At 70.0% G+C, this 25,438-nt stretch carries 22 protein-coding genes and 1 pseudogene; 12 read left to right on the plus strand and 11 right to left on the minus strand.

All coding sequences use genetic code 11. From position 1 onward, the window contains the following. Positions 1-130 precede the first annotated feature (130 nt). On the plus strand, positions 131-2,389 hold the full coding sequence (locus tag ACZ45T_RS11035; RefSeq protein WP_468439707.1) for a helix-turn-helix domain-containing protein: 2,259 nt from the start codon (positions 131-133) through the stop codon (positions 2,387-2,389). A 14-nt stretch (positions 2,390-2,403) separates the two neighbouring features. Here the strand turns inward: ACZ45T_RS11035 and ACZ45T_RS11040 are convergent, their stop codons facing one another. Together ACZ45T_RS11040 and ACZ45T_RS11045 are read right to left on the minus strand one after the other, a co-directional pair. Continuing rightward, positions 2,404-3,399 carry an alpha/beta hydrolase gene (locus ACZ45T_RS11040; RefSeq protein WP_468439709.1) on the minus strand — a complete coding sequence of 332 codons (996 nt, stop codon included), beginning with the start codon at positions 3,397-3,399 and terminating at the stop codon, positions 2,404-2,406. Positions 3,400-3,549: 150 nt separating this feature from the next. Next, the gene (locus ACZ45T_RS11045; protein WP_468439711.1) at positions 3,550-4,530 is read right to left on the minus strand and encodes an AraC-like ligand-binding domain-containing protein; all 981 of its coding nucleotides are present in this window, start codon (positions 4,528-4,530) and stop codon (positions 3,550-3,552) included. A 397-nt stretch (positions 4,531-4,927) separates the two neighbouring features. Between ACZ45T_RS11045 and ACZ45T_RS11050 the strand changes: the two genes are divergently transcribed. The 3 genes from ACZ45T_RS11050 (at position 4,928) to ACZ45T_RS11060 (ending at position 7,633) form a co-directional block, all read left to right on the plus strand. Then, the gene (locus tag ACZ45T_RS11050; protein WP_468439713.1) at positions 4,928-5,764 is read left to right on the plus strand and encodes an alpha/beta fold hydrolase; all 837 of its coding nucleotides are present in this window, start codon (positions 4,928-4,930) and stop codon (positions 5,762-5,764) included. Between the two features lie 160 nt (positions 5,765-5,924). Then, positions 5,925-7,022 (plus strand): LLM class flavin-dependent oxidoreductase, encoded by a 1,098-nt coding sequence (locus ACZ45T_RS11055; RefSeq protein WP_468439715.1) that lies wholly within the window; start codon positions 5,925-5,927, stop codon positions 7,020-7,022. Continuing rightward, positions 7,019-7,633 (plus strand): FMN reductase, encoded by a 615-nt coding sequence (locus tag ACZ45T_RS11060; protein ID WP_468439717.1) that lies wholly within the window; start codon positions 7,019-7,021, stop codon positions 7,631-7,633. Before ACZ45T_RS11055 ends, ACZ45T_RS11060 begins: the two co-directional genes overlap by 4 nt. Positions 7,634-7,689: 56 nt before the next feature. Here ACZ45T_RS11060 and ACZ45T_RS11065 read toward each other — a convergent pair whose 3' ends face one another. Both ACZ45T_RS11065 and ACZ45T_RS11070 read right to left on the minus strand, forming a co-directional pair. Further along, positions 7,690-8,628 (minus strand): glycoside hydrolase family 16 protein, encoded by a 939-nt coding sequence (locus ACZ45T_RS11065; RefSeq protein ID WP_468439719.1) that lies wholly within the window; start codon positions 8,626-8,628, stop codon positions 7,690-7,692. Between the two features lie 229 nt (positions 8,629-8,857). Continuing rightward, complete coding sequence (locus ACZ45T_RS11070) at positions 8,858-9,391, minus strand: hypothetical protein (protein ID WP_468439721.1); 534 nt, start codon at positions 9,389-9,391, stop codon at positions 8,858-8,860. Positions 9,392-9,453: 62 nt separating this feature from the next. Between ACZ45T_RS11070 and ACZ45T_RS11075 the strand changes: the two genes are divergently transcribed. Then, positions 9,454-11,541: a bifunctional polysaccharide deacetylase/glycosyltransferase family 2 protein gene (locus ACZ45T_RS11075; RefSeq protein ID WP_468440038.1), complete on the plus strand. Its 2,088-nt coding sequence runs from the start codon at positions 9,454-9,456 to the stop codon at positions 11,539-11,541. After that, positions 11,538-12,809 (plus strand): acyltransferase family protein, encoded by a 1,272-nt coding sequence (locus ACZ45T_RS11080; RefSeq protein WP_468439723.1) that lies wholly within the window; start codon positions 11,538-11,540, stop codon positions 12,807-12,809. The genes ACZ45T_RS11075 and ACZ45T_RS11080 overlap by 4 nt, the downstream gene beginning before the upstream one ends. 204 nt (positions 12,810-13,013) lie before the next feature. Here the strand turns inward: ACZ45T_RS11080 and thpD are convergent, their stop codons facing one another. Genes thpD through ACZ45T_RS11095 form a run of 3 tightly spaced genes read right to left on the minus strand, consistent with a single transcriptional unit; the run spans position 13,014 to position 15,797 of the window. Continuing rightward, positions 13,014-13,931 carry an ectoine hydroxylase gene (gene thpD / locus ACZ45T_RS11085; protein WP_468439725.1) on the minus strand — a complete coding sequence of 306 codons (918 nt, stop codon included), beginning with the start codon at positions 13,929-13,931 and terminating at the stop codon, positions 13,014-13,016. A gap of 4 nt (positions 13,932-13,935) precedes the next feature. Continuing rightward, positions 13,936-14,475: a GNAT family N-acetyltransferase gene (locus tag ACZ45T_RS11090; RefSeq protein ID WP_468439727.1), complete on the minus strand. Its 540-nt coding sequence runs from the start codon at positions 14,473-14,475 to the stop codon at positions 13,936-13,938. Next, positions 14,472-15,797 carry a M20 metallopeptidase family protein gene (locus tag ACZ45T_RS11095; RefSeq protein ID WP_468439729.1) on the minus strand — a complete coding sequence of 442 codons (1,326 nt, stop codon included), beginning with the start codon at positions 15,795-15,797 and terminating at the stop codon, positions 14,472-14,474. Before ACZ45T_RS11095 ends, ACZ45T_RS11090 begins: the two co-directional genes overlap by 4 nt. 241 nt (positions 15,798-16,038) lie before the next feature. Between ACZ45T_RS11095 and ACZ45T_RS11100 the strand changes: the two genes are divergently transcribed. From ACZ45T_RS11100 to ACZ45T_RS11125, 6 genes are all read left to right on the plus strand, one after another. Next, complete coding sequence (locus tag ACZ45T_RS11100) at positions 16,039-16,968, plus strand: polysaccharide deacetylase family protein (protein WP_468439731.1); 930 nt, start codon at positions 16,039-16,041, stop codon at positions 16,966-16,968. A gap of 300 nt (positions 16,969-17,268) precedes the next feature. Continuing rightward, the gene (locus ACZ45T_RS11105) at positions 17,269-17,592 is read left to right on the plus strand and encodes a hypothetical protein (RefSeq protein WP_468439733.1); all 324 of its coding nucleotides are present in this window, start codon (positions 17,269-17,271) and stop codon (positions 17,590-17,592) included. Continuing rightward, positions 17,589-18,566: a diiron oxygenase gene (locus tag ACZ45T_RS11110; protein WP_468439735.1), complete on the plus strand. Its 978-nt coding sequence runs from the start codon at positions 17,589-17,591 to the stop codon at positions 18,564-18,566. The genes ACZ45T_RS11105 and ACZ45T_RS11110 overlap by 4 nt, the downstream gene beginning before the upstream one ends. Next, positions 18,563-18,919 (plus strand): hypothetical protein, encoded by a 357-nt coding sequence (locus ACZ45T_RS11115; protein WP_468439737.1) that lies wholly within the window; start codon positions 18,563-18,565, stop codon positions 18,917-18,919. The genes ACZ45T_RS11110 and ACZ45T_RS11115 overlap by 4 nt, the downstream gene beginning before the upstream one ends. Positions 18,920-18,926: 7 nt before the next feature. Then, positions 18,927-19,847 (plus strand): methyltransferase domain-containing protein, encoded by a 921-nt coding sequence (locus tag ACZ45T_RS11120; RefSeq protein WP_468439739.1) that lies wholly within the window; start codon positions 18,927-18,929, stop codon positions 19,845-19,847. 90 nt (positions 19,848-19,937) lie between these two features. Then, on the plus strand, positions 19,938-20,975 hold the full coding sequence (locus ACZ45T_RS11125; RefSeq protein ID WP_468439741.1) for a hypothetical protein: 1,038 nt from the start codon (positions 19,938-19,940) through the stop codon (positions 20,973-20,975). A 69-nt stretch (positions 20,976-21,044) separates the two neighbouring features. Here ACZ45T_RS11125 and ACZ45T_RS11130 read toward each other — a convergent pair. The 4 genes and pseudogenes from ACZ45T_RS11130 to ACZ45T_RS11145 form a co-directional block, all read right to left on the minus strand. After that, positions 21,045-21,530, minus strand: a pseudogene (locus tag ACZ45T_RS11130) (HAD-IIA family hydrolase); the annotation flags it as partial. A 134-nt stretch (positions 21,531-21,664) separates the two neighbouring features. Continuing rightward, the gene (locus tag ACZ45T_RS11135; protein ID WP_285440506.1) at positions 21,665-22,042 is read right to left on the minus strand and encodes an FKBP-type peptidyl-prolyl cis-trans isomerase; all 378 of its coding nucleotides are present in this window, start codon (positions 22,040-22,042) and stop codon (positions 21,665-21,667) included. A 175-nt stretch (positions 22,043-22,217) separates the two neighbouring features. Next, complete coding sequence (gene exaC / locus ACZ45T_RS11140; protein ID WP_468439743.1) at positions 22,218-23,741, minus strand: acetaldehyde dehydrogenase ExaC; 1,524 nt, start codon at positions 23,739-23,741, stop codon at positions 22,218-22,220. A 55-nt stretch (positions 23,742-23,796) separates the two neighbouring features. Beyond that, positions 23,797-25,125 carry a helix-turn-helix domain-containing protein gene (locus tag ACZ45T_RS11145; RefSeq protein ID WP_468439746.1) on the minus strand — a complete coding sequence of 443 codons (1,329 nt, stop codon included), beginning with the start codon at positions 25,123-25,125 and terminating at the stop codon, positions 23,797-23,799. Positions 25,126-25,438: the final 313 nt, after the last annotated feature.

Here is a 25,438-nt window from a genome sequence, read left to right on the forward strand (position 1 = left end):
AGCCCGGCTTGGGGGCCGTGCCGAGTCCACCCTCCGGGGTGGGCTCGGCACGGCGGTTGGTACCGCCACCCTGCGGCTTCGCCCGGACAAGCACGCCGTATTCTTCCCTCGGGGGGAGGAATGAGGGGTTGTGTCCGGAGAGAAGTCCTTCGGTGTTGTTCTGCGTGGTCTGCGACAGCAAGGCCGTTTGACGATAGAGGAGTTGGCCGAGGCGTCGGGTGTGAGTGTCCGGGCCATCGGCGATATGGAGCGGGGGCGCAGTCGGGTTCCGCAGCGGCGCACGGTGGTGGCGCTGGCGGAGGGGCTGGGGCTCGCGGACGCGGAGCGGGAGGCGCTGCTGGCCGCGGCGCGGGCGGCGCGTCCGATACGCGCCGTCGCGGTGGCGGGGACGGTTGTGCCGCCGCGATCGGTGGGGGACTTCACGGGGCGCGAACCGGAGCTGGCGCTCCTGCGGGAGGCGGCGGAACGGGCCCGTGCCGGCGGAGAGGTGTCGGTGTGGGTCGTCTCGGGTCCTCCGGGGTGCGGGAAGACGACGCTGGCGCTGAAGGCGGCAGCGGATCTGGCGGAGGAGTTCCCCGACGGGTGTTTCGTGGTGGACCTGCACGGGGTGGAAGGCCCCGTGGACACGGGCGAAGCGCTGTTGAAGCTGCTCAAGGCCCTTGGCGTGTCGGACCGCCGGCTGGCGAAGGAGGATCCGCAGGGCCACGCGGGGCTGCTGCGGGCACTGCTGCGCGAGCGTCGGTGCCTGGTGGTCCTGGACAACGCCCGTGACGAGGGGCAGGTCCGGCCGCTGCTGCCTGCGGGCGGGCGAAGCCTGGTGCTGGTCACCAGTCGGCGGTCCTTGACCGGCCTTGAGGATGTCGACCGCCTGGCGCTGTCGGAGATGGCGCAGGACGAGGCGGTCGATCTGCTGCGCCGGATCCTGGGTGCCGAGCGGGCCGACGCGGAAGCCGAGGCCGTGGCGCAGGTGGCGGAGCTGTGCGGGCATCTGCCGTTGGCCTTGCGGGTGGCGGGAAACTGGCTGACGATCCGTTCGGGGTGGAGCGTGGCCCACCTGGTCCGCCGCCTGGCCGACGAAGAACGCCGCCTGGGCGCCCTGGCCGCGGGCGATGTGCGGGTGGAGGCCGCGTTCGAGCTGTCCTACCGGCAACTGACCGGCCAGGCCGCGCGGCTGCTGCGGCTGCTGAGCCTGGTCCCGGGGCCGGACATGACCGCCGCCTACGGCGCCGCTCTGACCGCGACCGGCGTCTTCGAGGCCGAGGACGTGATGGAGGAGCTGGTCGAGGCCGGGCTGCTCCAGGCCACCTTCACCGGCCGCTACCAACTGCACGACCTGCTGCGGCTCTTCGCCCGTGCCCGGCTGTCCCTCGAGGAGGAACCCGGCGAGCGGGAAGCAGCCGACGACCGGCTGTGCACCTGGCTGCTGGAGACGGCTGTGGTCGCGGGTCGCTGGTACAAGCCCGCGTACGGGGCACCGCCGTCCTCCTGGCAGGGCTTGGTCCCGCTGGAGAGCGCCGAACAGGCCCGGGCCTGGCTGGACAGCGAGGCCCTTGCCTGGCTCGCCGCGCTGCGCGGCGCGGCCCGTCGGGGTGAGCACACCAGGGTCGTCGAGACCGCCGATGCCCTGGATTGGTACTGCGCCCTCTCGCTCTTCTGGGGGCACTGGCCCGAGGTCTTCCGCCTGTCCAGCGAAGCCGCTGCCGCCCTCGACGACCCTTACCTGCAGGCTGTCCACCTCAACCACTACGCCGTTGTCCTGGGCCCCTGCGAGCACAGGTACCGCGAAAGCATCGAACGGGCGGACGAGGCGCTGGAACACGCCCGCCGTGCACAGGACACCTCTCAGCAGGCCTGGGCACTGGTCAACGCGGTACTTCCCCACCGGCGGCTCGGCGAGGTCCAGAAGGGCTTCGAAAAGGCGCGCGCCGCCGCCGACCTGTTCGAAGCCGCCGGCGAGTACGAGGGCTGGATCGAAGCCATGGGCCCACACGGTGCCACTCTGCGCGAACTCGGCCGTGCCGAGGAAGCCCTGACCCAGCACAAACGCATCATCGCCTTCCTCGATGCGCCCAACTGCCCGGTGAGCGGGCACGCAGCCGATACCTACCGCGCCCTTGTGAGCGGTGCTCTCGGCGACGACTACGCCGCCTTGGGGCGGTGGCGCGAGGCCGCCGACCACTATCGCAGTGCCCGGGACCAGTTTCACCGCATCGGCATTCCCCGCAGCGAGGGTGAGACGCTCCTGTATCTGGGAGAGGCCCTGATCGCACTGGGAGAAACCGAGGAAGCCCGCTCCTGCCTCCGGCAGGCTCTCGCCCTCGGCGACGCGGTCGACGGCAAAGAGCTGAAGACCGCACAAAAGCTCCTGGACTCGCTCCCCGCCGAGTGAACAACGCGGAGGGCTCAGCCGCGGTGCCGGTGCAGGGCGACGTGCACGGTGTCGAGGGCCTGGACGAGGGCGGCGCGGGCGGCGTCGGTGTCGCGTAGCGGATCGAGCACCATGAAGCCGTGGATCGTCCCGTGGTAGCGCATGGAGACCACCGGTACGCCGGCCGCCCGGAGCTTCGTCGCGTACGCCTCACCCTCGTCGCGCACCACGTCGGCCTCGCTGGTGACCACCAGTGCCGGGGGGAGTCCGGTGAGCTGTTCCAGGGAGGCCCGCAGCGGTGACGCGGTGGCCTGGCTCCGCTGCCGTACGTCGGGCAGGTACTGGTCCCAGAACCAGCGCATGGTGTCGCGGCCGAGGAAGTAACCGTTGGCGAACTCCTGGTACGAGGGGGTGTCGAAGCCGGCGTCGGTGACCGGGCAGAGCAGCACCTGCAGCAGCAGCCGCACCCCTCCGCGCTCCTTGGCGAGCAGGGTCAGTGCCGCCACCAGGTTGCCGCCCGCCGAGTCGCCCACGGCGGCCATCCGGCTTCCGTCCAGGCCGATTTCGCCGCCTCGCTCGCAGATCCACTGCGCGACCGCGTAGCACTGCTCGACGGCGACCGGATACTGCGCCTCGGGGGCGCGCTCGTACTCGACGAAGACCACGGCCGCGTCCGTGCCGAGGGCGAACGCGCGCACCACACGTTCATGGGTGTCGGCGTCGCCCAGGGCCCAGCCCAGCCCGTGCAGGAACAGCACGACGGGGATCTCGCCGACGCTGTCGGCGGGCCTGACCACCTGCACCCGTACGTGACCGGTCGGCCCGCCCGGCAGTGCGAACCACTCCGTGGAGGTGGCTTCCTCGTCGAGAGGGTCGGGGGCGTCCTGCCCCTGGAGACGCGCAAGGTCCAGACGGGCCTGTTCCAGGTCCGGGTCGTGCGCCGACGGCGGGCAGGTGTGCCGGGCCACGAATGCCGCGGTCGGGTGGTCCAGGACCGGGTGCCGAGCGGACGAAGGGACGAAGTCGGTCACACACGGTCTCCTGCCGAGAGGGCCTGAAGCGAAAGGGTGGTTCGGTGCACCGGGTCCTCGGCCGAGCGGCCGAACGCGGGTGCGGCGGCTGTCGGGCCGGGCACTGCCGCCGCAGGCACGGGGCGGCCGGCGCCGCTCCGAGCGGGGACCTTACCCGCTGGACGGCGGGAGGTCGTCCTGGGCGGTGCGCAGGTTGCGCCATTCACGGGGGGAGACGCCGTAGGCGGCGCGGAAGGCCCGGCTGAAGTGGGCGGCGTTGACGAAGCCCCACCTCTGGGCCACGGCGGACACGGTGGGGGCTGTCCTGCCGCGGCGGGCCAGCTCGCGGCCGCACTCCTCCAGGCGCCGTTGCCGGATGAGCCGGCCGACGGTGGTCCCCTCGCCTTCGAACAGCCGGTGCAGGTACCGTACGGAGATCCGGTGCGTCCGGGCGATGAGCTCCGGTGACAGGTCCGGGTCGCCCAGGTTCCGGTTGATGTGGTCGCGGATGCGCAGCATCAGATGCCCCCGTGCGTCCGCGTCCGTGCCGCCCGGGTGGGACCGCTCTGCGATCAGGGTGGCGAACAGGTCGACGACATTGCCGGCCAACCGGTCCGCGACGGCCGGCGGGTAGCCGTCGGCCGGGGAGGAGGCCAGGGTGGCCAGGAACGGGAGCAGCATCGCGCCGAAGCCGTCCCCGGTGCCGATGGCGTGGCCCGTGACCTGCCGGATGTCGCTGTCCGACACGCCCAGTGTGCGGCGCGGAAGTTGGAAGACGTGCGTGGCGAACCGCTGCGGATAGTCGAAGGAGTACGGCCGGGTCGTGTCGTACACCACCAGGTCGCCCTCACCCACCTCGGCCCGCCGGCCGTCCTGGACGAAGGTGGCCGTGCCGGATACCTGGACACCGACCGCCACCAGCGCCTCGGACGACCTGGCGATCAGCGCCGGCGTGCGGCTGACCCGCTCCGCGTCGGCCTCCATGGTGGAGACCTGGAGGTATCCGAGGCGGTCGGTGGCGATCCGGCCGTCGAACGGCCCGTCGCCCCGAGGGGCGACCGTCATCGGCACCAGCGTCCTGCTCACCGCATCGTTCCAGTACGCGACCTTGTCCCGGTCCGGCACGGAGGCGGTCGTCAACACCAAGCTCAAATTGCTCTCCGCTCAGGGGAAGTGACTCCGGGGCTGCGACGGGCGGGAACAGAAGCTCCACCTCCCCGCAAGGCGACGGCCGGCGCCCGGCAGGGCCGGACGGCTCGTCATGCGGGCAGCGACCTCGCCGGAGCGCAACCGGACCACTTCGGCGAGGCCCGGGTTCCTGCCCGCACCGAACAGCCAAGCAGCGGGCCGTTTCCGTCTCCAGGCAGAACCACAGGCAGGAATCGCGGGAGCCGACGGGCACGTCCGGGGTACCGGGCAGAACCCTGCGCTCAGGGGCAAGACGCAGTGCGTGGTGGGACAACAGGCGGGGCTTGCCCGACCGTAGCGTGGCGGCGTTCCGCCCCGCACAGAGGCGCGGACCAGCCACTTCGCATCGAGGAGACAACCCGTGCCGTACATCACCGTGGGCCAGGAGAACACCACCGCCGTCGACCTCTACTACGAGGACCACGGCACGGCGCAGCCGGTCGTCCTCATCCACGGCTTCCCGCTCGACGGCCACTCCTGGGAGCGGCAGAGCGCCGCGCTGCTCGACGCCGGCTACCGCGTGATCACGTACGACCGCCGCGGATTCGGGCAGTCCTCCCAGCCGACGACCGGCTACGACTACGACACCTTCGCGGCCGACCTGAACACCGTGATGGAGACCCTCGACCTGAACGACGCCGTCCTCGTCGGCTTCTCCATGGGCACCGGCGAGGTCGCCCGCTACGTGTCCACGTACGGCTCCGCCCGCGTCGCCAAGGTCGCCTTCCTGGCCTCGCTGGAGCCCTGCCTGCTCAAGACCGACGACAACCCGGACGGCGTGGCCCCGAAGGAGTTCTTCGACGGAGTCGTCGCCGCGGTCAAGGCCGACCGCTACGCCTACTACACCGCCTTCTTCAACGACTTCTACAACCTCGACGAGAACCTGGGCACGCGGATCAGCGAGGAAGCGGTCCGCAACAGCTGGAACACCGCGTCCGGCGGCGGCTCCTTCGCCGCTTCCGCCGCCCCGTCGACCTGGTACACCGACTTCCGCGCCGACATCCCGGCCATCGACGTGCCCGCCCTGATACTGCACGGCACGGCAGACCGCATCCTGCCCGCCGAAGGCACCGCGCGCCCCTTCCACAAGGCGCTCCCCTCCGCCGACTACGTCGAGATCGAGGGCGCCCCGCACGGCCTGCTGTGGACCCACGCGGAGGAGGTCAACACCGCCCTCCTCGCCTTCCTGGCGAAGTGACGCCCCACCCGCCGGTTCACACGGGGTGAACGCATCGCCGCGCGGCAGCCGGGGGAACCGGCCCGGCTGCCGCGGTGGGTGATGCCGAAACCCCGCCATCACCCCGCCTTCCACGGCAGCCGCCGCAGGATCCAGACAGGACCAGGAGAACAGAGACCTCATGCAGTTCGGCATATTCACCGTCGGGGACGTGACCCCCGACCCCACCAACGGCCGCACACCGTCGGAGCACGAGCGCATCAAGGCGATGATCGCCATCGCGCTCAAGGCCGAGGAGGTCGGCCTGGACGTCTTCGCGACCGGCGAGCACCACAACCCGCCGTTCGTCCCGTCGTCCCCGACCACCATGCTCGGCTACATCGCCGCCCGCACCGAGAAGATCATCCTGTCCACCGCCACGACGCTGATCACCACCAACGACCCGGTGAAGATCGCGGAGGACTACGCGATGCTCCAGCACCTGGCCGACGGCCGGGTGGACCTCATGTTGGGGCGTGGCAACACCGGCCCGGTGTACCCGTGGTTCGGGCAGGACATCCGCCAGGGCCTCCAACTCGCCCAGGAGAACTACGCGCTGCTGCGCCGGCTGTGGCGCGAGGACGTCGTGGACTGGGAGGGCACGTTCCGTACGCCCCTGCAGGCCTTCACCTCGACACCCCGGCCGCTGGACGGCGTCCCGCCGTTCGTCTGGCACGGATCCATCAGGTCCCCGGAGATCGCGGAACAGGCCGCGTTCTACGGCGACGGCTTCTTCCACAACAACATCTTCTGGCCGGCCGACCACACCAGGCGCATGGTCCAGCTCTACCGGCGCCGGTACGCCCACCACGGTCACGGCCGTCCGGAGGACGCCATCGTGGGTCTCGGCGGACAGGTCTTCATGCGGAAGAACTCCCAGGACGCCGTACGGGAGTTCCGCCCCTACTTCGACAACGCGCCCGTGTACGGCCACGGCCCGTCGCTGGAGGACTTCACCGAGCAGACCCCGCTGACGGTGGGCTCTCCCCAGCAGGTCATCGAGCGGACCCTGTCCTTCCGGGAGACCGTCGGCGACTACCAGCGCCAGCTCTTCCTGATGGATCACGCGGGGCTTCCCCTGAAGACCGTCCTGGAACAGCTCGACATCCTCGGCGAAGAGGTCGTGCCCGTGCTGCGCAAGGAGTTCGGATACGGACGCCCGGCCGACGTGCCGAACGCGCCGACGCACGCCGCGCGGGTCTCCGCCGCCGCGACCCCGCAAGGAGTGACCACCGCATGAAGCTGATCGCCGTTTCCGCGGGGCTGAGCACCCCCTCCTCCACACGCCTGCTCGCGGACCGGCTGGCCGAGTCGGTCCACGGCGAACTCGCCGGCCAGGGCCACGCCGTGTCGACCGAGGTCATAGAGCTGCGCGAACTGGCCGGCGACATCGCCAACCATCTCGTGACCGGCTTTCCACCACCGCGGCTGGCCGCCGCGATCGAGGCGGTGACGGGAGCCGACGGACTGATCGCCGTGACGCCTGTGTTCACGGCTTCCTACAGCGGGCTGTTCAAGTCCTTCTTCGACGTGATCGCCCCGGACGCCCTCACCGGGAAGCCGGTCCTGATCGCGGCGACGGGCGGTACCGCTCGCCACTCCCTGGTCCTGGAGCACGCCATGCGCCCGCTCTTCGCCTACCTGCGCGCCGCCGTCGTTCCCACCGCGGTGTACGCGGCGTCCGAGGACTGGGGATCAGGAGGAGACGAGTACACCGATGGCCTGCCCGCGCGCATCGGGCGCGCGGGGGGCGAGCTGGCCGCACTCATGGCCGCCCGCCCGACCCGGACCGAGCCCGAGGACGACGTCACCTCCCTCGAACGGCAGGTCGCCGACCTGCGCTTCGACTGAGGCCGAACTCGCGCCTGGACGGCAACAGACCTTCGAACTCGGGACCCGGACCGGGGTCAGGACTTCGGCACGGTGTTGATGTAGTCGGTGCCGGCGCTGTAGAAGCCGTCCACCGTCTTCTGGACGTCCGCCTGGGAAACGGCCTCGTCCGCCTTGTAGTAGACCCAGTTGACCTTCATGTCCCATGTGCGCCGACCGCCGGCGAAGGGAAGGTCGATGAGCCAGTTGCTGAAGTGGATGTCCATCTTCTCGCGCGGGACGTACTTGCCGGAGCTGGTGAACAGGTCCTTGCCGTCCAGGGAGTAGGTGACCTTTCCGTCCATGGCGGTGATCATCAGGAGGTGCCAGCCCTCAAGGCGCTGCTTGACCGTCTGGTTGACCCGGTCCGGCGGATCGGCCTTGTGCCAGGTGACGTTGTCGAGTCGCGGACCCACCGAACCCCAGCCGCCGTTCGGCAGGTACTCGAAGTCGAGTTCGCTGTAGTTGGCCGAGGAGTCCGAGGGGGAAATCGGGAAGAAGGTCTGGACGACGTGGTCGCCGTTGCGGCCGCTGGTGGGCTTGTCGCTGAAGTAGACCCGGGCGGCGTAGGTCCCCGTGAAGAGGTTCTTGCCGGTGGTCTGCACCTCGACCTGCTTGGTGCCTTGCTTGGTGCCGTCGGTGGAGGCCCGCAGCTGCAGGACCCTGCCCCCCTGGGCGGTCGTGTCGGAGAGGAAGCCGGCACCAGCGGTGGACCAGGTGTCCTTGATCCCCGGGCCACCCCCACCGGTACGCACCTCCCAGCCGTGGGCGGTGAGCGAGGGGTCCTCGGGGCCGCTGTAGTGGAAGTCGTCGAACAGGGTTCCCGGCGGTCCGGACGGGGTCGGCGACGCGCTGGGGGCGGGCGCGGCGGCATCGTCACCGGGGCCGCCGGAACACGCGGCGAGTACGCACAGGAGGGCGGGCAGCGTGAGCGCGGTCCACGCGCGGCGACGAGAGGTGCGGCGGGGCTGGCTCACACGGGCTCCTTGGGGCGTAGAGGCGGTACCTGGACGCGCCCTTTGCATGAGGATCAATGGCTGATCACACGAGGGGGTCATCCTAAGGTTCTGCGTGACCGTCGAGAACCGGTATCGCTGATTCCATTCCGATCCGATTACGGCACCTGAACGGATCGTGCCAAATAGCCACATCGAGCCCAAGTCGACTCGGGCCGGTGCACTAGCGTTCGCCCTGCGATCCCGCGGTCTACGTACCCTGCAATGAAAGGCCTCGCAAGGTGCGCTCAGTCATCACGTCCATCGAACGCGGATCGGCGCACCAGGCACAGCCTGACATGTCCGAGTCGAGCTTTGAGGAGCCCGCTCCCGCACCGGTGTTCGTCGACCAGTCGGGTCTGCGCGGCCGTCTGTTGCGGGGCTTCGGCTGGCCGGTCTCCGTGGTCGGCGCGATCCTGGCGGTCGCCATGGGCAGCAGCCTGATCGGTGTGCAGGCGGACGCCCCGGCGATGCGCATACCCGTGCAGCCCTCGCGGTCGCCCGCCCCGTCGCCCTCACCCGTGCCGTCGCTGTCGCCCGCCCCGTTGTCCGCGTCGTCCTCGTCGCCCTCACCTCGGACGGCCAGTCGGTCGGCTACACCCCGGACGAAGACCTCGGCCACCACATCGAAACCCACGGGCACCACGTCGAAGCCGACGACCACCGCGTCGCACGGGGCAAGGCCTTCGGGCCAACCGGCCAAGCACCCCTGATCGCCCGCACCACCCATCTCCAGGAGCGTCATTGTCCCGCCACCAGCGCCGCCGGCAGTCCCTGCTGAGGCCGCGCCGACTGGCCGCGCCGCCACTGCGCTTCTTCATGCCGCTGTCCCTGCTGGCGTGCCTGCTCGCGCTCCTCGTCCTGCGCGGCCTCGCCACCAACGAGGCGTTCCACGACTCCCGGATCGCGATCTCGGTCGACAAGACGACCGTGCCGGCCAACCTGCTCAAGGGCGGTCCGATCATCGACGCGCGTGGCACCAAGAACGCGCAGCCCGTGAGCTATCACATCCCCGACCACACCGTGGTTCTGAGCTTCGACGACGGTCCCTCGCCGGAGTGGACTCCGAAGATCCTGGAGGTGCTCGCGGCCCGCAACGTCCGTGCGGACTTCTTCGTGACCGGCGCCATGACCACGCGCAACCCGGAGCTGATCCGGCAGATCGTCGCGGGCGGCCACGAAATCGGCGTGCACACCTTCACCCACCCCGATCTGGTGTACCAGTCCCACGCCCGGATCAGCTGGGAGCTGGCGCAGACGCAGCTGGCGCTGGCCGGCGTCGCGGGCGTCCACAGTGCGCTGTTCCGCCCGCCGTACTCCTCCGACGCCTCGGCGATGGACGACTGGAACTACCCGGTGATCAAGTACGTGGGCGCGCGCGGCTACCTCACCGCGTTCATCGACCGCGACACCGACGACTGGAAGCGTCCCGGAGTCGAGGAGATCGTCAAGGCGGCGATGCCGTCCAAGCCCGGTGCGGGCGAGCTGATCCTGCTGCACGACGCGGGTGGCGACCGCACCCAGACCATCGCCGCGCTCGAGCAGATCATCGACAAGCTGCAGGCCCAGGGCTACCGCTTCACCACCATCTCCGACGCACTCGGCGCCTCCAGCGCCACCGTGCCGGTGCACGGATTCCAGCTGTGGGCGGGCAAGGGATACATCTGGGCCACGCAGGTCGCCGTGTACACCCTGCCGGTGCTGGTCGGGCTGCTGGCCCTCGTCGGTTTCCTCAACTTCGGCCGGTTCGCGCTGATGCTCGTTCTCGCACCGGTCCACGCCCGCCGCTCCAAGCGGCGGGACGCCTGGGGACCGCCCGTCACCGAGCCGGTCACCGTACTGGTCCCGGCCTACAACGAGCGCGAGTGCATAGCCAACACCCTCAACTCCCTGGCCGTCAGCGACTATCCGATCGAGGTGATAGTCATCGACGACGGCTCCACGGACGGCACCGCGGACATCGTCGAGGAGATGGACCTGCCGTTCGTCCGGTTGATCCGCAAGGTCAACGGCGGCAAGTCCAGCGCGCTCAACACCGGTATCGCGGCCTCCTCGCACGACATCATCGTGATGATGGACGGCGACACCGTCTTCGAGCCGTCCACCGTGCGCGAGCTGGTCCAGCCCTTCGGCGACCCGGCGATCGGCGCGGTCGCGGGCAACGCCAAGGTCGGCAACCGCGACAGCCTGATCGGAGCCTGGCAGCACATCGAGTACGTCCTCGGCCACAACCTGGACCGCCGGATGTACGACATGCTGGGCGTCATCCAGACCATCCCCGGCGCGGTCGGCGCCTTCCGCAAGGAGGCCCTGCAGCGGGTCGGCGGGATGAGCGACGACACCCTCGCCGAGGACACCGACATCACCATCGCGGTGCTCTGCGACGGCTGGCGGATCGTCTACGCCGAGCACGCCCGCGCCTGGACCGAGGCTCCCGCCAGCCTCCAGCAGCTCTGGTCCCAGCGGTACCGCTGGAGCTACGGCAGCATGCAGGCGATGTGGAAGCACCGCGGCGCGGTGACCTCCCGCGGTCCGGCCGGGCGCTTCGGCCGACTGGGGCTGCCGCTCGTCGTGCTGTTCGGCGTGATCGCCCCGCTGCTGGCGCCGCTGGTCGACTTGTTCCTGCTGTACGGCGTGCTGTTCGGGGACGCCCCGATCACCCTCACCAGCTGGGGCGGCTTCATTCTGCTCCAGGCCGCACTGTCCTGGTACGCCTTCCGGCTCGACCGCGAGAAGCCCTGGCATCTGATCAGCCTGCCGATCCAGCAACTGGTCTACCGGCAGCTGATGTACATCGTCCTGTTGCAGTCCGCGATCACGGCGATGACCGGTGGCCGACTGCGCTGGCAGAAGCTCCGGCGCACCGGCGAGGTCGCTGCACCGGTGGAGGCATGACCGTGACTGCATCCATCGACCGCGGGCGCACTCAGGACACCGTCCAGTTGAGAGTCCCCGCCGCTCTGCGACAGAAGCCGGAGCCGGAGCCGGATCCGGCTCCGGAGGCACCGTCCCAGCGCAAGGGCGGCCGGGACCGCTATCTCGACCTGCTGCGCGCGCTGGCGCTGGTTCGCGTGGTGCTTTACCACAACTTCGGCTGGTTCTGGCTGCCCCTCGTCTTCCCGTCGATGGGCGTGATGTTCGCGCTGGCCGGCTCGCTGATGGCCCGCTCGCTCAGCCGTCCCGCTCTCGGAGTGATCCGCGGCCGACTGCGCCGGCTGCTGCCGCCGATGTGGCTGTTCGGCGCCGCCCTGATCGCCCTCCAGATCCTCGACGGCTGGGGCCCCCGCTCCGACGGCCACCCCACCTGGTGGTGGGCCAAGCTGGCGTTCTGGATCCTGCCGCTGAGCACTCCGCCTTACGCGGACGACCTGCCCGGTTTCCACCATCTCGTGGAACACACCTGGGCCGAGCAGATCATCGTCCCGCTCTGGTACCTCCGGGCCTACCTGTGGTACGTCCTGCTCTCACCGCTGATGCTCCGGGCACTGCGACGATTTCCGGTGGTGACGCTGTTCACGCCCCTGGCGCTGTTGATCGTCATGAACACGTTCTTCGCCGACCAGGAGTTCATCTACAGCCGGGTCTGGGAGACCGCCAACGACTTCACCATGTTCGGCTCCTGCTGGATCCTCGGCATGGCCCACCAAGAGGGGCTGCTCAAGAAGATCCCGCAGTACGTACTGCCGTCCATCGCGCCGCTGATCATGGTGGCCGGCCTCTGGTACCTGCAGACCCGGCCGGTCGATCCGACCGAACCGACCGACATCGAGTCCTGGCCGATCGCGCAGGCCCTGTGGTCCCTCGGCTTCGTTGCCATCCTGCTCCACGTCAGTCCGTCCTGGGAGCAGTGGCCCAGACCGCTGGAACGCTGGAACGGCCTGGTCAGCCTGCTCAACGCACGCGCTGTCAGCGTCTACCTCTGGCACCAGATCGCGCTGGTGGCCGCCGTCCCGCTGATCGACCCGCTCTGGAGCGTCCCCTTCGTCTACGCGAACTTCCAGTGGCTGCTGGCCAGCCAATGGTTCACGCTGCTGGTGGCGATCCCGCTGCTCGGCCTGCTGGTGCTGACCTTCGGCTGGGTCGAGGACGTGGCCGCCAAACGCTCGCCGCGGCTCTTGCCGTACGCGCGCCGCCGACGGGGCAGGCGCCGGGCCGCCGGCTGACGGGGGGCTGTGCATGGATCAGCCCCCCGTCGAAGTGGAGGTGCCGCCGCTGTACGACGTGGTCTGGGGCTGAGCCGGCACAGGCCCAGGCCGCGGGGTCGGGTTGGGCTCGCACCTGCTTCGCACCCGCCACGTCCACGTTCAGCGGGATCGGTGTGCCCTCGGCCAGGAGTTCAGCGGGCGACCTGCCTCGCAGCGGCTCCCTCACCGCAGCGGCGACACGGGCGTGAAGTCCCGGCTGGCCAGGTGGGCAGGACGTGGTGTGGGAGCGGCGTAAGGAGTGCCGACCCGGTTCTCGACACTGTTGTAGACAGCGAAGAGGTTGGTGCGCGGGAACGGGGAGACATTGCCTGCCGAGGCGTGCAAGGCGTTGCAGTCGAACGCCACCGCTGATCCTGCGGCTCCGGTGCACTGGTGGATCCCGTGCTTGTAAGCCAGGGCCGTCACCGCGGAGCGATCCGCCGGGCCCGCCGGGAGATTCTTTCCGAGCAGCGACGACTTGTGGTAGTCGGGCGGTGTCTCACCGACGGAGGGAACGAAAGTGCGGTGAGACCCTGGGATGATCATGAGCGGCCCGTTCGAGGGCGTGTTGGCGGTGAGCCCGACGGACAGGCTCACGGCGCGGGGTGCGGGCATGCCGTCCTCGGAGTGCCAGGTCTCGAAGTCCGAGTGCCATCCGAACTTCGAGCCGTCGAATGCCGCCTTCAGGTTGACCCTGGTCTGGTGGATGTACACCTCGGAGCCCAGGAGTTGGCGGGCGATGCCGGCCAGTGCGTTCGAGCGTACGATCCGGGCGAAGGCATCACTGAGGACATGGACCTCGAACACGGAGCGGATGTTGTCGGAGTCCGGCTCCGGAACCAGTCGGCCGGAATCGCGCAGGGACCGGTCGCGTATCAGGCGCTGGACTTCCTTGAGGCACTCCGTCACCTCTGCTTCGGTGAGCAGAGCGGCCAAGGGCAGGTATCCGTCACGCTCGTAGGAGGTCAGCTCCCCTGGGCCCAGCGGACCGGCGGCGTCCTTGTCCCAGACCACGGGGTGCCGTCGGTCGAAGGGAATCGATTCGCGCACGGTGCGGGTCGGATACAGGTCTCCTGCCTCCGCGGGGTGTACGGCGGTCATCGTGTCACCTCGTCATGTCGTCGTCGGCCGGCGCCGATGCCGTCGGGAACCGGACGGGCCGTTGGAAGAGTGCTCCGGAATTGCGGTGCGGCAGGTCCACGATGCGCAGCAAGGTGAATCCCTGTGCCAGGTAGTACCCGTGCAGCAGGTGGTTGGTCTTCCAGGCTTCCAGCCTGAGCAGGGTCCTTCCCCCCTTCGCAGCCAGCTCGCCCGCCCAGTCCAGCAGGGCCGCGCCGACCGCTTGCCCTGCCGCGGATCGGCTCACGGCCAGATCGTGGACGTAGAGAGCACGGTCCGGGTCGTCGTTCGCCCACCATTCGGGGTCGCCCTTCTCCTGGACGGTGACGGTGCCCACCAGTCGGCCGTGCAGGTGGGCGAGGTGACAGTCGCGCGCCTTGATGGCCTCGATCATGTGATTTCGCCGAGGCGGGTACTGCCACTGATCGAGACCCCGGGAGGCCAGCCAGCGGCTTGCTTCCAGCCAGAGCCCTACCACCGAGCTCAGCTCGTCAGGGTGGGCGGGCCGGATGTCCAGGCCGTTCATGAGGCGGCGTCCCGGCGAGACGCGGACAGGTAGCGCAGGGCCACGGCGGCGTGGCAGGCGATGCCGGAGGCGAGGGCGTCCTCGTCGATGTCGGCCCGGTTGGAGTGCAGTGCGGGGGCCGCATCAGGTGTCAGGCCGGGCGGACATGCACCGAGGAAGGCGATGGCGCCAGGGACGGCGGCCAGCACGTAGGAGAAGTCCTCCGCGGTCATCTGGGGAGCCGGCAGCACCTCCACGCGGCCCGGACCCAGGACTTCCGCCGCGGTGTCCAGGACGAAGTGGGTGAACGTCGAGTCGTTGACGGTGGTCGGGTATACCGGTTCGATCGATACCTCCACGGTCGCGCCATGCGCCGCCGCCACTCCCTCAGAGACCTGAACGACCGCGCCGATCAGGCGCTCGCGGATTGCTGCCGTCAGGGTGCGCATGGTTCCGGCGAGTTCGACCGCGTCCGGGATGATGCCGGGGAGCGAGCCGGCGGACAGACTGCTGATCGTGAGAACCGCCGGATCGGCGGCAGGGATCCTCCTTGTCACGGCCGTCTGCAGGGCGAGGACGATTTCGCAGGCCACCGGAACGGGATCACAAGCAGTGTCGGGAGTGGACGCGTGGCCGCCCCGGCCGTGCACCACGATGCGCACCTTGTCGGAGGCTGCCATCTGCGGGCCGGGACGCAGATGGAGCGTGCCGGTGGGCAGGTTCGGCGTTACATGCAGTGCGAACGCGGCGTCCACCCTTCGGCCGCCGGCGCCGAGCACTCCCTCGTCGATCATGTGACGGGCACCGTGACAGCCTTCTTCGCCGGGCTGGAACATGAACACCACCCGCCCGGCCACCTTGTCCCGGTGGCGGGCGAGCAGCCTTGCGGCACCCACCAGCATGGCGGTGTGGGCGTCGTGTCCGCAGGCGTGCATCGCGTCGGGAATCTGAGAGGCGAACGCCAAGCCGGTCGTCTCCCGCAGGGGCAAGGCGTCCATGTCCGCGCGCAGCAGGATGGTGGGCCCGTCGTCGAGGCCCTCGAGGGTCGCGGTCACCGAAGACAGCCGCTGCCCGGTGGAGACGTCCAGGCCGAGACCGTCCAGGGCTTGCAGGACATGCCGCTGCGTCTGCGGCAACTGAAGGCCGATCTCAGGCCGGCGGTGCAGCAGCCGACGCAGGTCCACGGCATCGGACGCCAGTCGGCGGGCTTCTTCGAAGATCCCGTCGCCGCTCAGCGCCTCCCAGGCTCCCGGGAAGAGCTGGCTTGCCGGGGCCGGGGACGACGTCGGTGTGAGTGATGCGGTGGGTGTGGCGTCCGCGCCGGTAGGGCCGAAGGTCGTCACGGAGTGGCATTCCTTCCTCCGGCGCGGCGCGGTCGTCGACGCATGACCGGGTAACAGTGGAGATTCACGTTAGGGAAGCAGTGGCCGGGTACGACAGACCGCAGGAGCGTGACGACATGGTTTTCGGTCACTCACCCTGGCGGTCTCAGCATGGCGCGTTCGCGCTCGTGACCGCCTCCTGACGAGCTGCCATCCTCGTCCTGCCGTATCCACGAAGCCGAGGCAGGAGTGAGGTCCGACCATGGCCACGTCCGATGCACAGGCCGGGAGCACGGCACGGCAGCCCTGGGAGTGGGAGGAGGCCGAATGGCGCCGGCACATCGAGCGCGTCCGCGCGGGGCGCAGCCTCAAGCCGACCTGGTGGCCGCAGAGCGCCAGGGCCGCCGTGGCCCTGTCCTTCGACCCCGACCACGAGACGATTCCGCTGCGAGACGGGCACGTCCTGCCGGGCAAGCTGTCGCAGGGCGAATACGGCGCCCGGGTGGGCGTTCCCCGCATCCTGGCGGTGCTGGAGCGGCGTTCCGTCCCGGCCACGTTCTTCATGCCGGCCGTGTGCGCGATGCTGCGCCCCGAGGAGGCCCGGGGATATGTCGAACGAGGACACGAAGTCGCCCTCCACGGATGGATCCATGAACGCAATACGGAGCTTGAGTACAAGAACGAGCGAGATCTCGCCTTCCGGTCCGCCGACGCACTGGAGCGGCTCACCGGTCAGCGGCCGGTCGGTATCCGTACCCCCTCGTGGGACTTCAGTGAACACACCCTGGACATCAGCGTGGAACTCGGCCTGCGTTACGACTCGTCCCTGATGGCCGATGACGATCCGTACGAGATCCTCTCCTACGGAGAGCCGACGGGGCTGGTGGAGATTCCCCCGGAGTGGATCCGCGACGACGCGGTCTATTTCAATATGGACCGGTACTCCGCAGTGCGCCCGTACACGGTGCCGCGCCAGGTTTTGCGGCTGTGGCAGGACGAGTTCGACGCGGCGTACGCAGAGGGGGGCCTGTTCGAGCTGACCCTGCATCCGCATGTGATCGGCCACCGGTCGCGCATGGTCGTCCTGGAGGAGTTGCTGGACCACATCGCCGGGCACCAGGACGTCTGGTATGCGACGCATGCGCAGATCGCCGACCATGTGAACACGACCCCGTCGCCCCCTGACCACTGACGGCATCGGCAACAGCAGGCATGCGAACCGGGGAGGAGTTTTGTGCGGGTTTCCAATGGCCCTGCCGGTTCATCGAAGGAGCCTGTAGGTCAGCAGGGGGCTATCTGCTCAATCGGCTGCGGTACATCAAGGAGCGATTACGTCGCGAGCCCGGGCTGGTCTGGTCGAACCAGTACACGAACCAGGCCAATCCCGCCGCCCATGCCAGCTGGACGGCGCGGAGGTCCGCCGGGTCAACGGGTTCTTTCCGGCATCGGCGCGAGCCGCCCCTCCGCGTTCCTGCCGCACGGACACCGGCCAATGGTGCACATCACCCCGGAAGAGGCCGTCAGCGCCTGCCTGTGGCTGCGCAGGAGAACCGGACTCGGCATCGGATCGATCTCCGGCGCCCTCGTCGCCGTTGCGCTTCACCTCTTTCGCGCGGAGAGGGGACGCACCAGCGCGGTCTGCCTCTGTGCGGACGGCGCCGACCGGTACACGGAGACCGTGTACTCGCCCGCTTGGCGCCGCGATCAGGCCCTGGCAGACATCGAGATCGGCCGCGGTGTCGACGTGATCGGCACAGCCGCACACCAGTTGGGCTCCGTAGTTGCCGACACGATTGCGGGGGAGGTGCGGCCGTGACCGCGCAGGGCGGCGAACGTGACTGGTACGCAAGAGCGGGCGTACGCCACGACCCGCGGCGCCGTCTTCGCGACGAAGTGGAGAGCGGACAGCTGTATTTTCCGCCTGCGCTCATGCCCTATGCGTCCCATCCCGTGGTGCGCGGCTTGCCGGAGGATGCCCGCGCGGCGCTCTTCGCCCGTCACCTCTTCCAATACCTCAACTTCACCGCGCAGTTCGAGACGCAGGTGGTGAACCGGGCGACCGAGTGCATCGCCACAGGCCGCAGCGGTGTCGAAGCCGGCACGGAGAGGCGGCTCGACGCCTATCGCATCTACTGTGACGAGGGCTACCACGCGCTCTACAGCTTCGACGTCATCCAGCAGATATCGGACGCCTCCGGTGTCACGCCGGTCCCCTACGACTTCACGTCCTTCCGCGACAGGCTGGATGCCGTCGGCGACCGGGCGCTTCCGGGGGAACCCGCTCTGGCCCAGCTCCTGCAGGTCGTCGTCTTCGAGACCCTCGTCACCGCGATCCTCAATGACGTGCCCAAGGACCGGCGGGTGCTGACGGTCGTGCGGGACGTCGTGCGCGACCATGCCCGCGACGAGGGCTGGCACCACGTGTTCTTTTCGCGTTTCTTCCGCGATCTGTGGATCCAGCTGCCTTCCTCGCTGCGGACGCGTGTCGCCGGCTGTCTGCCCGAGCTGATCCGGTGCAGTCTGCTGCCCGACCTGCGACCGGTCAGGGCTTCCCTCGTCGCGGCCGGGCTGCCGGAGCGCACGGCCCAGGAGATCGTCCGCGAGTCCTACCCGCGTGCGCAGGTGCAATCAGATATCAGAACAGCGGCCCGGCACTCGGTGCGCCTGTTCGAGGAGGCCGGGGTGCTGCAGGTGGCCGGAGGGCGGGATGCCTTCCACGCCGCGGGGCTTCTACCGGAAGCTACGGACGCACCCCGACGGGGCGACGACGACAAGGAGGACGGCGTATGAGCGAGGATCTGCTCCTCCTCGACCGACAGGCGGTGCTGGAGTGCGCAGCCGAGGCGGACCCATGCGAGATCGTCAGCCAGGTGCTGCGGAAGCATGCCGAGGGCGCCGTGACCATTCCGGCGGGAGGCTACCTGCCCTGGATCAACGACGTCGGGGCCTCCTGCCGTTCTCTACTCGACGAGCCCGGCTCGCTGGCCTGGATACAAGCCGCGATGAAACTGCCCAGCGCGATGGCCGTCCTGGAGAACACGGTCAGCCGTGCCCCCGGCTCATCCCCGGCCCCCCGCCCCGGGACCAGGGCCGAGGTCGGGCGAGGCCACCGGCATGCCGCGCACCGCCTCGACCAGGAATGAGACCGTCATGCCGGATATCTCCCACGTCACCGCGTACACCCACCTCATGGCGGACGACCTGGTGCCTCCCGGCGTCCCCGAGGTCTTCTTCGAACCGGCCGACACCGAGATCGGCGTGTGGGTGGTCCAGGACCTCCTGCCCTCACGCGGCGGCACGGTACTCGACCTCGGTTCGGGAAGCGGCGCCGCGGCTGCCGCCATGGCCCGCGCCGGAGCGGCACGCGTCCACGGCGTCGACTCCGGGAAGGAGACCCTGGAATGGGCGCGCCGGCACCATGCCTCCCGCGACGGGGACCACCGCGTCACCTTCGCCCTGGCAGACTTCGCGCTGCTCTCCACCGACGAGCTGGTCGCCACCGCTGGAGGCCCGCTCGCCCGCCCCCTGATCGTCACCAGCAACCCGCCGTACGTACCCCTCACCCCGGACGTCGACCTCCTGCGCCCGTCGATCAGCGGAGGAAGTGACGGCCTGAAATGGGCCGGGGCGATCATCAGACACGGCCAGACACTGGGCAGTGACCTGGGTCTGACGTTCGGCAGTTATTCCAGTCCTCGGCGCGCGGTGCGGATGCTGGAGGAAGCGGGATACCGCATCGCGGCGGTGACGCTGTGCCCGCTGCCGCTGGGAGACTTCACCCTGCGCCACCCGCAGCGGGTGTACGCACTGGAGCAGCAGGACGAGGCAGTGCTGTGGCGCGCCGGGCCCGACACCCCGGCGTATTTCGTCGTCGGACTGGCCTGCCGCCGGGCCGCGCCTACCCGCACCACGGATCCGGGTGCCGGGGACGAGCTGATGAAGCTGCTGCGCCGGGCAGCACGCTCGCGCACCACGCGGTTGGAGGCCCTGGACGGCGCCGGCGCGTCGGCCACCGCGTGGCCGGTCCGGGTGCTGGATCTGCCGCCCGCCTCCGTGCGCCACCACTGGTGATCGCCCCGTCTGCCCGCAAGAGAGGCCTGCGCTGTGTCCGGTTCCGTCCAAATACCGCCCGTCTCGCCCGTCAGCGTCACCGTGGGCGCGGTGGAGCACAGCATTGACTTCGTACGCCCGCAGTTGCGCAGCAGCGGTGCGGCTCGGATCGCCCTGTACGCGGGAGTGCAGATCAACGGAGCACCGCACCTGGGCACCAACGTCATGCAGACCGCGGCCTTCCTGCTCGCCCAGGCCGCGAGAGAACGTCTCGGTGTCCAGCCGGTCCTCCGGTTCGGAGCGCTGGACAACACCGCGTACGAAACCCGCGAGTGCCATCGCACCGGCACGCGCTACGAGCGTTCCTACCACCACGCACTGGGCGCGGACCGGGTCGGGGAACTGACCAGACGTTTCTACGGTGACCTCTTCGACACGCTGTCCGCAAGGACCGGCGTGCCCTACGAGACCGAGACCTACACCCACCAGCAGCAAGGCCGAACCTTTCGTGAGGAGTTCCTGCGGTCACTCGTACGCTGGGAGCAGTTGCGCTGGGTCCTGGCGCCCTCCACCGGGCAGGTGCCCATCAGTTTTCCCTGCCCGAAGTGCGGATGGCTGCAAAAGTACGGGGAGCACACCGAGTGGCTCACAGCGGATGCGACGGGGGCCCGATTCGCTGCGGTCTGCCTCGATCACGGAAGGTACGAGGTCGACATCCGGCCGGACAGTGAGGCGTACATCGGGCTGACGACCTTGCACCGCAACCTGCTGAAGGAACAGGCAGCCGCACGGGGCGATGCGCTTCCCGTCATCGTCAAGGGCGCGGACTGGGCGAGCGGCTGCCGACTGCTGGACGAGGCATTCCTGTGCCACTCTGGCACTCTTCCGCCGCCACGTGTCTTCACTCCCGTCGTTCTGTCCGCCTCCGGCGCGAAACTGTCCAAGTCGCTGTTGCGGGAGGGCACAGCCGAGCTCTCTGCGGAGACCGAGCCGTGGATGCTGGACGCGACGGCCTGGGAGGGAACACCTCAGGAGTACGCCTCTGTTCTCCACCGGCTGGTGTCGGTGATGCTGGCCGAACCCCGGCACTTCGAGCGCGGCTACACCATCCGCGAAGCGGCTCGCCTCATCCGGGCCCCTGCCCTTTGAGGGAGAGCGGCTCGCCGACGCGTTACCTGGCAGCACGCCGTTCCAAGGCCCCGAGAGCCCGGGCGACTTCCCGGGAGCGATGCCCCGCGGCGTGGGCGCGGTCCGGTCGGTGTTGGTGGCGATCCAGGGCGCCCCGCGACCGACGGCGTAGCCGGCTTCCGCCAGATCACGCCAACTGACCGTCGGGGCGAATCCCTGCCCGACGCAGGAGGGCCGGTCGTCGGCGGACCTCACCGGTTCCAGGCCCCGTGCACGTATCGCGGCCACCAGTCCTTCGCCGCCGATGACGAGTACGCGAGCGCCTGCGCCGCAACGCTCGGCGGCGAGACGTGCGGCTGCCTGCGCGGACGTCACCACGTCGTCCTCAGTGGCCGGTGCTCCGAGTGCGCTTAGATGTTCGGCCACGGAGCGGGGCGTGCCGAAGGCATTGTTGGTGATGTAGGCCAACCGCATCCCGGACGCGGCGGCGCGGGACAGCGAGTCCACGGCGTGTTCCACGGCGCGAGGCTCTACGTAGACAACGCCGTCAAGGTCGAGGAAAGCGACGTCGTACGCACCGGGCTGCGGCCCTCTCCGAGGCGACCCTGGAGCGGATCATGGAGCACCGACACGGGTGGGGTGTCGCGGTCAGCCGGGCAAGGGCTGCCCGGCCTTCGTTCCGCCAGAGGCCGGGGAGAAGCAGGCCTTGCTCAGACTACGGAGAGCAGGTCCACCACGAAGACGAGCGTGGAACCCGCCGGGATCAACGGCGAGGGGGACTGGTTGCCGTAGCCGAGGCGCGGGGGAACGATGATCTCGCGCCGACCGCCGACCTTCATCCCCCTGAGTCCCCGGTCCCAGCCCTTGATGACCCTGCCACCACCCACGGCGAACTTGAACGGCTGACCCCGGTCCCAGGAGGCGTCGAACTCCATTCCGGACTCGAAGGTGACCCCGACGTAGTGAACCCGGACAACCCTGCCCGGCTTCGCCTCAGGCCCGTCCCCGACGACGAGGTCCCGGATCGTCAGCTCCTGGGGAGCATCACCCCCCGGAAGTTCGATCTCGGGCTTCGTCAGTTCACTCATCGCAGCCTCATTACTCTCCGCCGGAATCCCTCGTACAGACCAGCCGGGCGCATGGTCACTCCATGCAGTAGATGGTCACGCTACCGAGACCGCTGATCGACTGAAGTACATCAAACCCCACGGAGCACGGCTCGGAGCGGAGGGGAGAGGAAGCCGAGGTGGCTTCCGAAGACGCTCAGAAGAACCCGAGCCTCTTCGGCGAGTAGCTGACCAGCAGGTTCTTGGTCGATTGGTAGTGCTCCAGCATCATCTTGTGGGTTTCGCGGCCGATGCCGGACTGCTTGTAGCCGCCGAAGGCCGCGTGGGCCGGGTAGGCGTGGTAGCAGTTCGTCCAGACGCGGCCCGCCTGGATCGCGCGGCCCGCACGGTACGCAGTGTTGATGTCGCGGGTCCAGACGCCCGCGCCCAGGCCGTACGACGTGTCGTTGGCGATCCGTACCGCGTCGTCGAAGTCCTGGAAGGAGGTCACGGACACCACCGGTCCGAAGATCTCCTCCTGGAAGATCCGCATGCGGTTGTCGCCCTCGAAGATGGTCGGCTGGACGTAGAAGCCGCCCGCCAGGTCGCCCCCGTGGTCGATGCGCCCGCCGCCCGTGAGGATCTTCGCGCCCTCCTGCTGGCCGATCTCCACGTACGACAGGACCTTCTTCAGCTGCTCCTCCGAGGCCTGCGCGCCGATCATCGTGTCCGTGTCCAACGGGTGCCCCGGCACGATCAGTTCGGTGCGCGCCACGGCCGCGTCGAGGAAGTCCCCGTACCGGCCCCGCTCGATCAGGGCGCGCGACGGGCTCGTGCACACCTCGCCCTGGTTGAGGGCGAACATGGTGAAGCCCTCCAGGGCCTTGTCGCGCAGGTCGTCGTCCGTCGACCAGATGTCGTCGAAGAACAAGTTCGGGCTCTTGCCGCCGAGCTCGAGCGTGACCGGCTTCAGGTGCTCGGCCGCGTACTGCATGATCAGCCGGCCGGTGGCGGTTTCCCCGGTGAAGGCGATCTTCGCCACGCGGGGGCTGGACGCGAGCGGCTTGCCCGCTTCCTCACCGAAACCGTTGACGATGTTCACCACGCCCGGCGGCAGCAGGTCCGCCACCAGGCTCAGCCAGTAGTGAACGGACGCAGGGGTCTGCTCGGCCGGCTTCAGCACCACCGTGTTGCCGGCCGCCAGCGCCGGAGCCAGCTTCCACACCGCCATCAGGATCGGGAAGTTCCACGGGATGATCTGGCCGACCACGCCCAGCGGCTCGTGGAAGTGGTAGGCCACGGTGTCGTCGTCGAGCTGGCTGAGCGCCCCTTCCTGCGCGCGCAGGGCTCCCGCGAAGTAGCGGAACTGGTCGATGGCCAGGGGCAGATCGGCGGCCAGGGTCTCGCGGATCGGCTTGCCGTTCTCCCAGGTCTCCGCGACCGCGAGGGCCTCCAGGTTCTGCTCCATCCGGTCCGCGATCCGCAGCAGGACGGTCGAGCGTTCGGCGACGGAGGTCCGCCCCCAGGCGGGCGCGGCCGCGTGCGCCGCGTCCAGTGCCCGCTCCACGTCCTCGGCGCTGCCGCGCGCCACCTCCGTGAAGGTCTGGCCGGTCACGGGGGAGGGGTTGTCGAAGTACCGGCCGCCGACGGGCTCGACGTACTCGCCGCCGATGAAGTGGTCGTAGCGGGACGCGTACGACATGAGCGCCCCCTCGGTACCGGGCGCAGCGTAACGGGCCATGGCTTTCCTCCCCTTGCCGGGCGCCGGCCACCGTCGGACAGCGCTCGGACGGAGGCTAGGAGCGGGCAGGTTGCGGATACGTTGCACGCCGTCCGTGCCGGAGCGCGTGGTGCGCGTGTCCGTGGTCCACGTGCGCGCCGAGTTCACGGTCCAGGGCCTGTACGCGAGCCAGTGCGGCCGGCCGGCCCTCCGGCGGCAGCGCCGCCGCCAGCGCACACCACGCCTCCCGGTCGTCCGCGCCCCACGCACTGCACACCCAGTCGGTCAGCAGCCCCGCGTCCGCCCGGGCGATCACGGCCGCCCGCGCCTGGTCCTCGATCCTGCGGCGCAGCCGGACGATGCCGGGGGCGGTGGAGGCGGGCAGGAGAGGGCCCGGGTAGTGGTGGAGGGCCGCGGAGACGGCGCCCGCGGCCAAGTGCCGGGTCAGGGCGGTGAAGTCCGCGTCCAGCGGACGGGCCGTGCGGTAGGGGCGCGACAGCGGCGCCGCGGGCCCCAGCAGGGCGCGCAGCCGGGAGATCTCGGCGCGCAACGTGACCGGCGACACCGACTCGTCCTCGTACAGGGCGATCGCCAGCTCCTCGCCCGACAACCCCTCGGGGTGGTGCGCCAGCAGAGCCATGATCTCGCTGTGCCGGCGCCCCAGCCGCACCCGCCGTCCCCCTGTGACCAGCAGCGCCTCGTCCTGGCCGAGTGCGGTCAGGGCATCGCCGGCAGCCGCCGGGCCGGCGTCCAGCAGGCTCAACTGGGCCTCCGCCGCCCGGGCCACCGCCTGTACGAAGGCCAGGGAGTGCGGGTGGGCGAGGCCGTCGCCCCCGGTGATGTCCACCGCGCCCAGCAGCCGGCCCGTCCGCGGATCGCGCACCGGGGCCGCCGCGCAGGTCCAGGGGTGTGCCCGCCGGCTGAAGTGCTCGGCCCCGAAGACCTGCACGGGCTCGCCCAACGCCACCGCCGTACCGGGAGCGTTGGTCCCCATCGCCGTCTCCGCCCAGCGCGCGCCCGGGACGAAGCCGAGCCGCTCCGCCCGCCGCAGGGTGCCCGGTTCGCCCTCCACCCACAGGAGGCTGCCACGCACGTCGCACACCGCCAGCAGATGCGCCCCGTGCGCGGCGAACGTGCCGACGAGGTCCTGGAACAGCGGCAACACCCGGGCCAGCGGATGCTGATCGCGGTACGACCGCAGCTCCGCCTCCGCGAGCTCCACCCGGGGCGCGCACTCCGGGCTGAGCCGGGCCCGCGCGCACCGCCGCCAGGACCTGGCGATGACCGCCCGGACCGGGGCCTCGACCCGCCCGTCCCGCGTGAACACGGCATGGGCCCGCCGCAGTTCGCGCGTGCGCTCGGCGGGATCGGACCCGCCCGGCAGCGCCACCGACGGATCGCCCATGTCACCCTCCCGTGGTCCCGCGGTACCCGGAGCGCCCCATCGTCGTCCCGGTACGGTGCCCCGGCAAGCGGTACGTCGGCCATCCGCGCCGAAACACGGCGACGGGGGCCGGTGCCGGCCTGCTGGGTGGAGCGGGTTCGGCCTGTTCCGGGGCCTGCTCCGCGGGCTCGTCCAGTGCCGCCAGGCCCGAGGCCGGGTCCGGTCCCGACGGGCCCGCCGGGATCCACCGGCCCGCCTCGCGGTGGTACGGCCACCAGCGCCCCTCCCGGCCCAGCCGGAACTGGCGGCCGGTGCCCGCCTCCGTCCACCGGGC

The organism is Streptomyces sp. NPDC030995, from assembly GCF_055571215.1.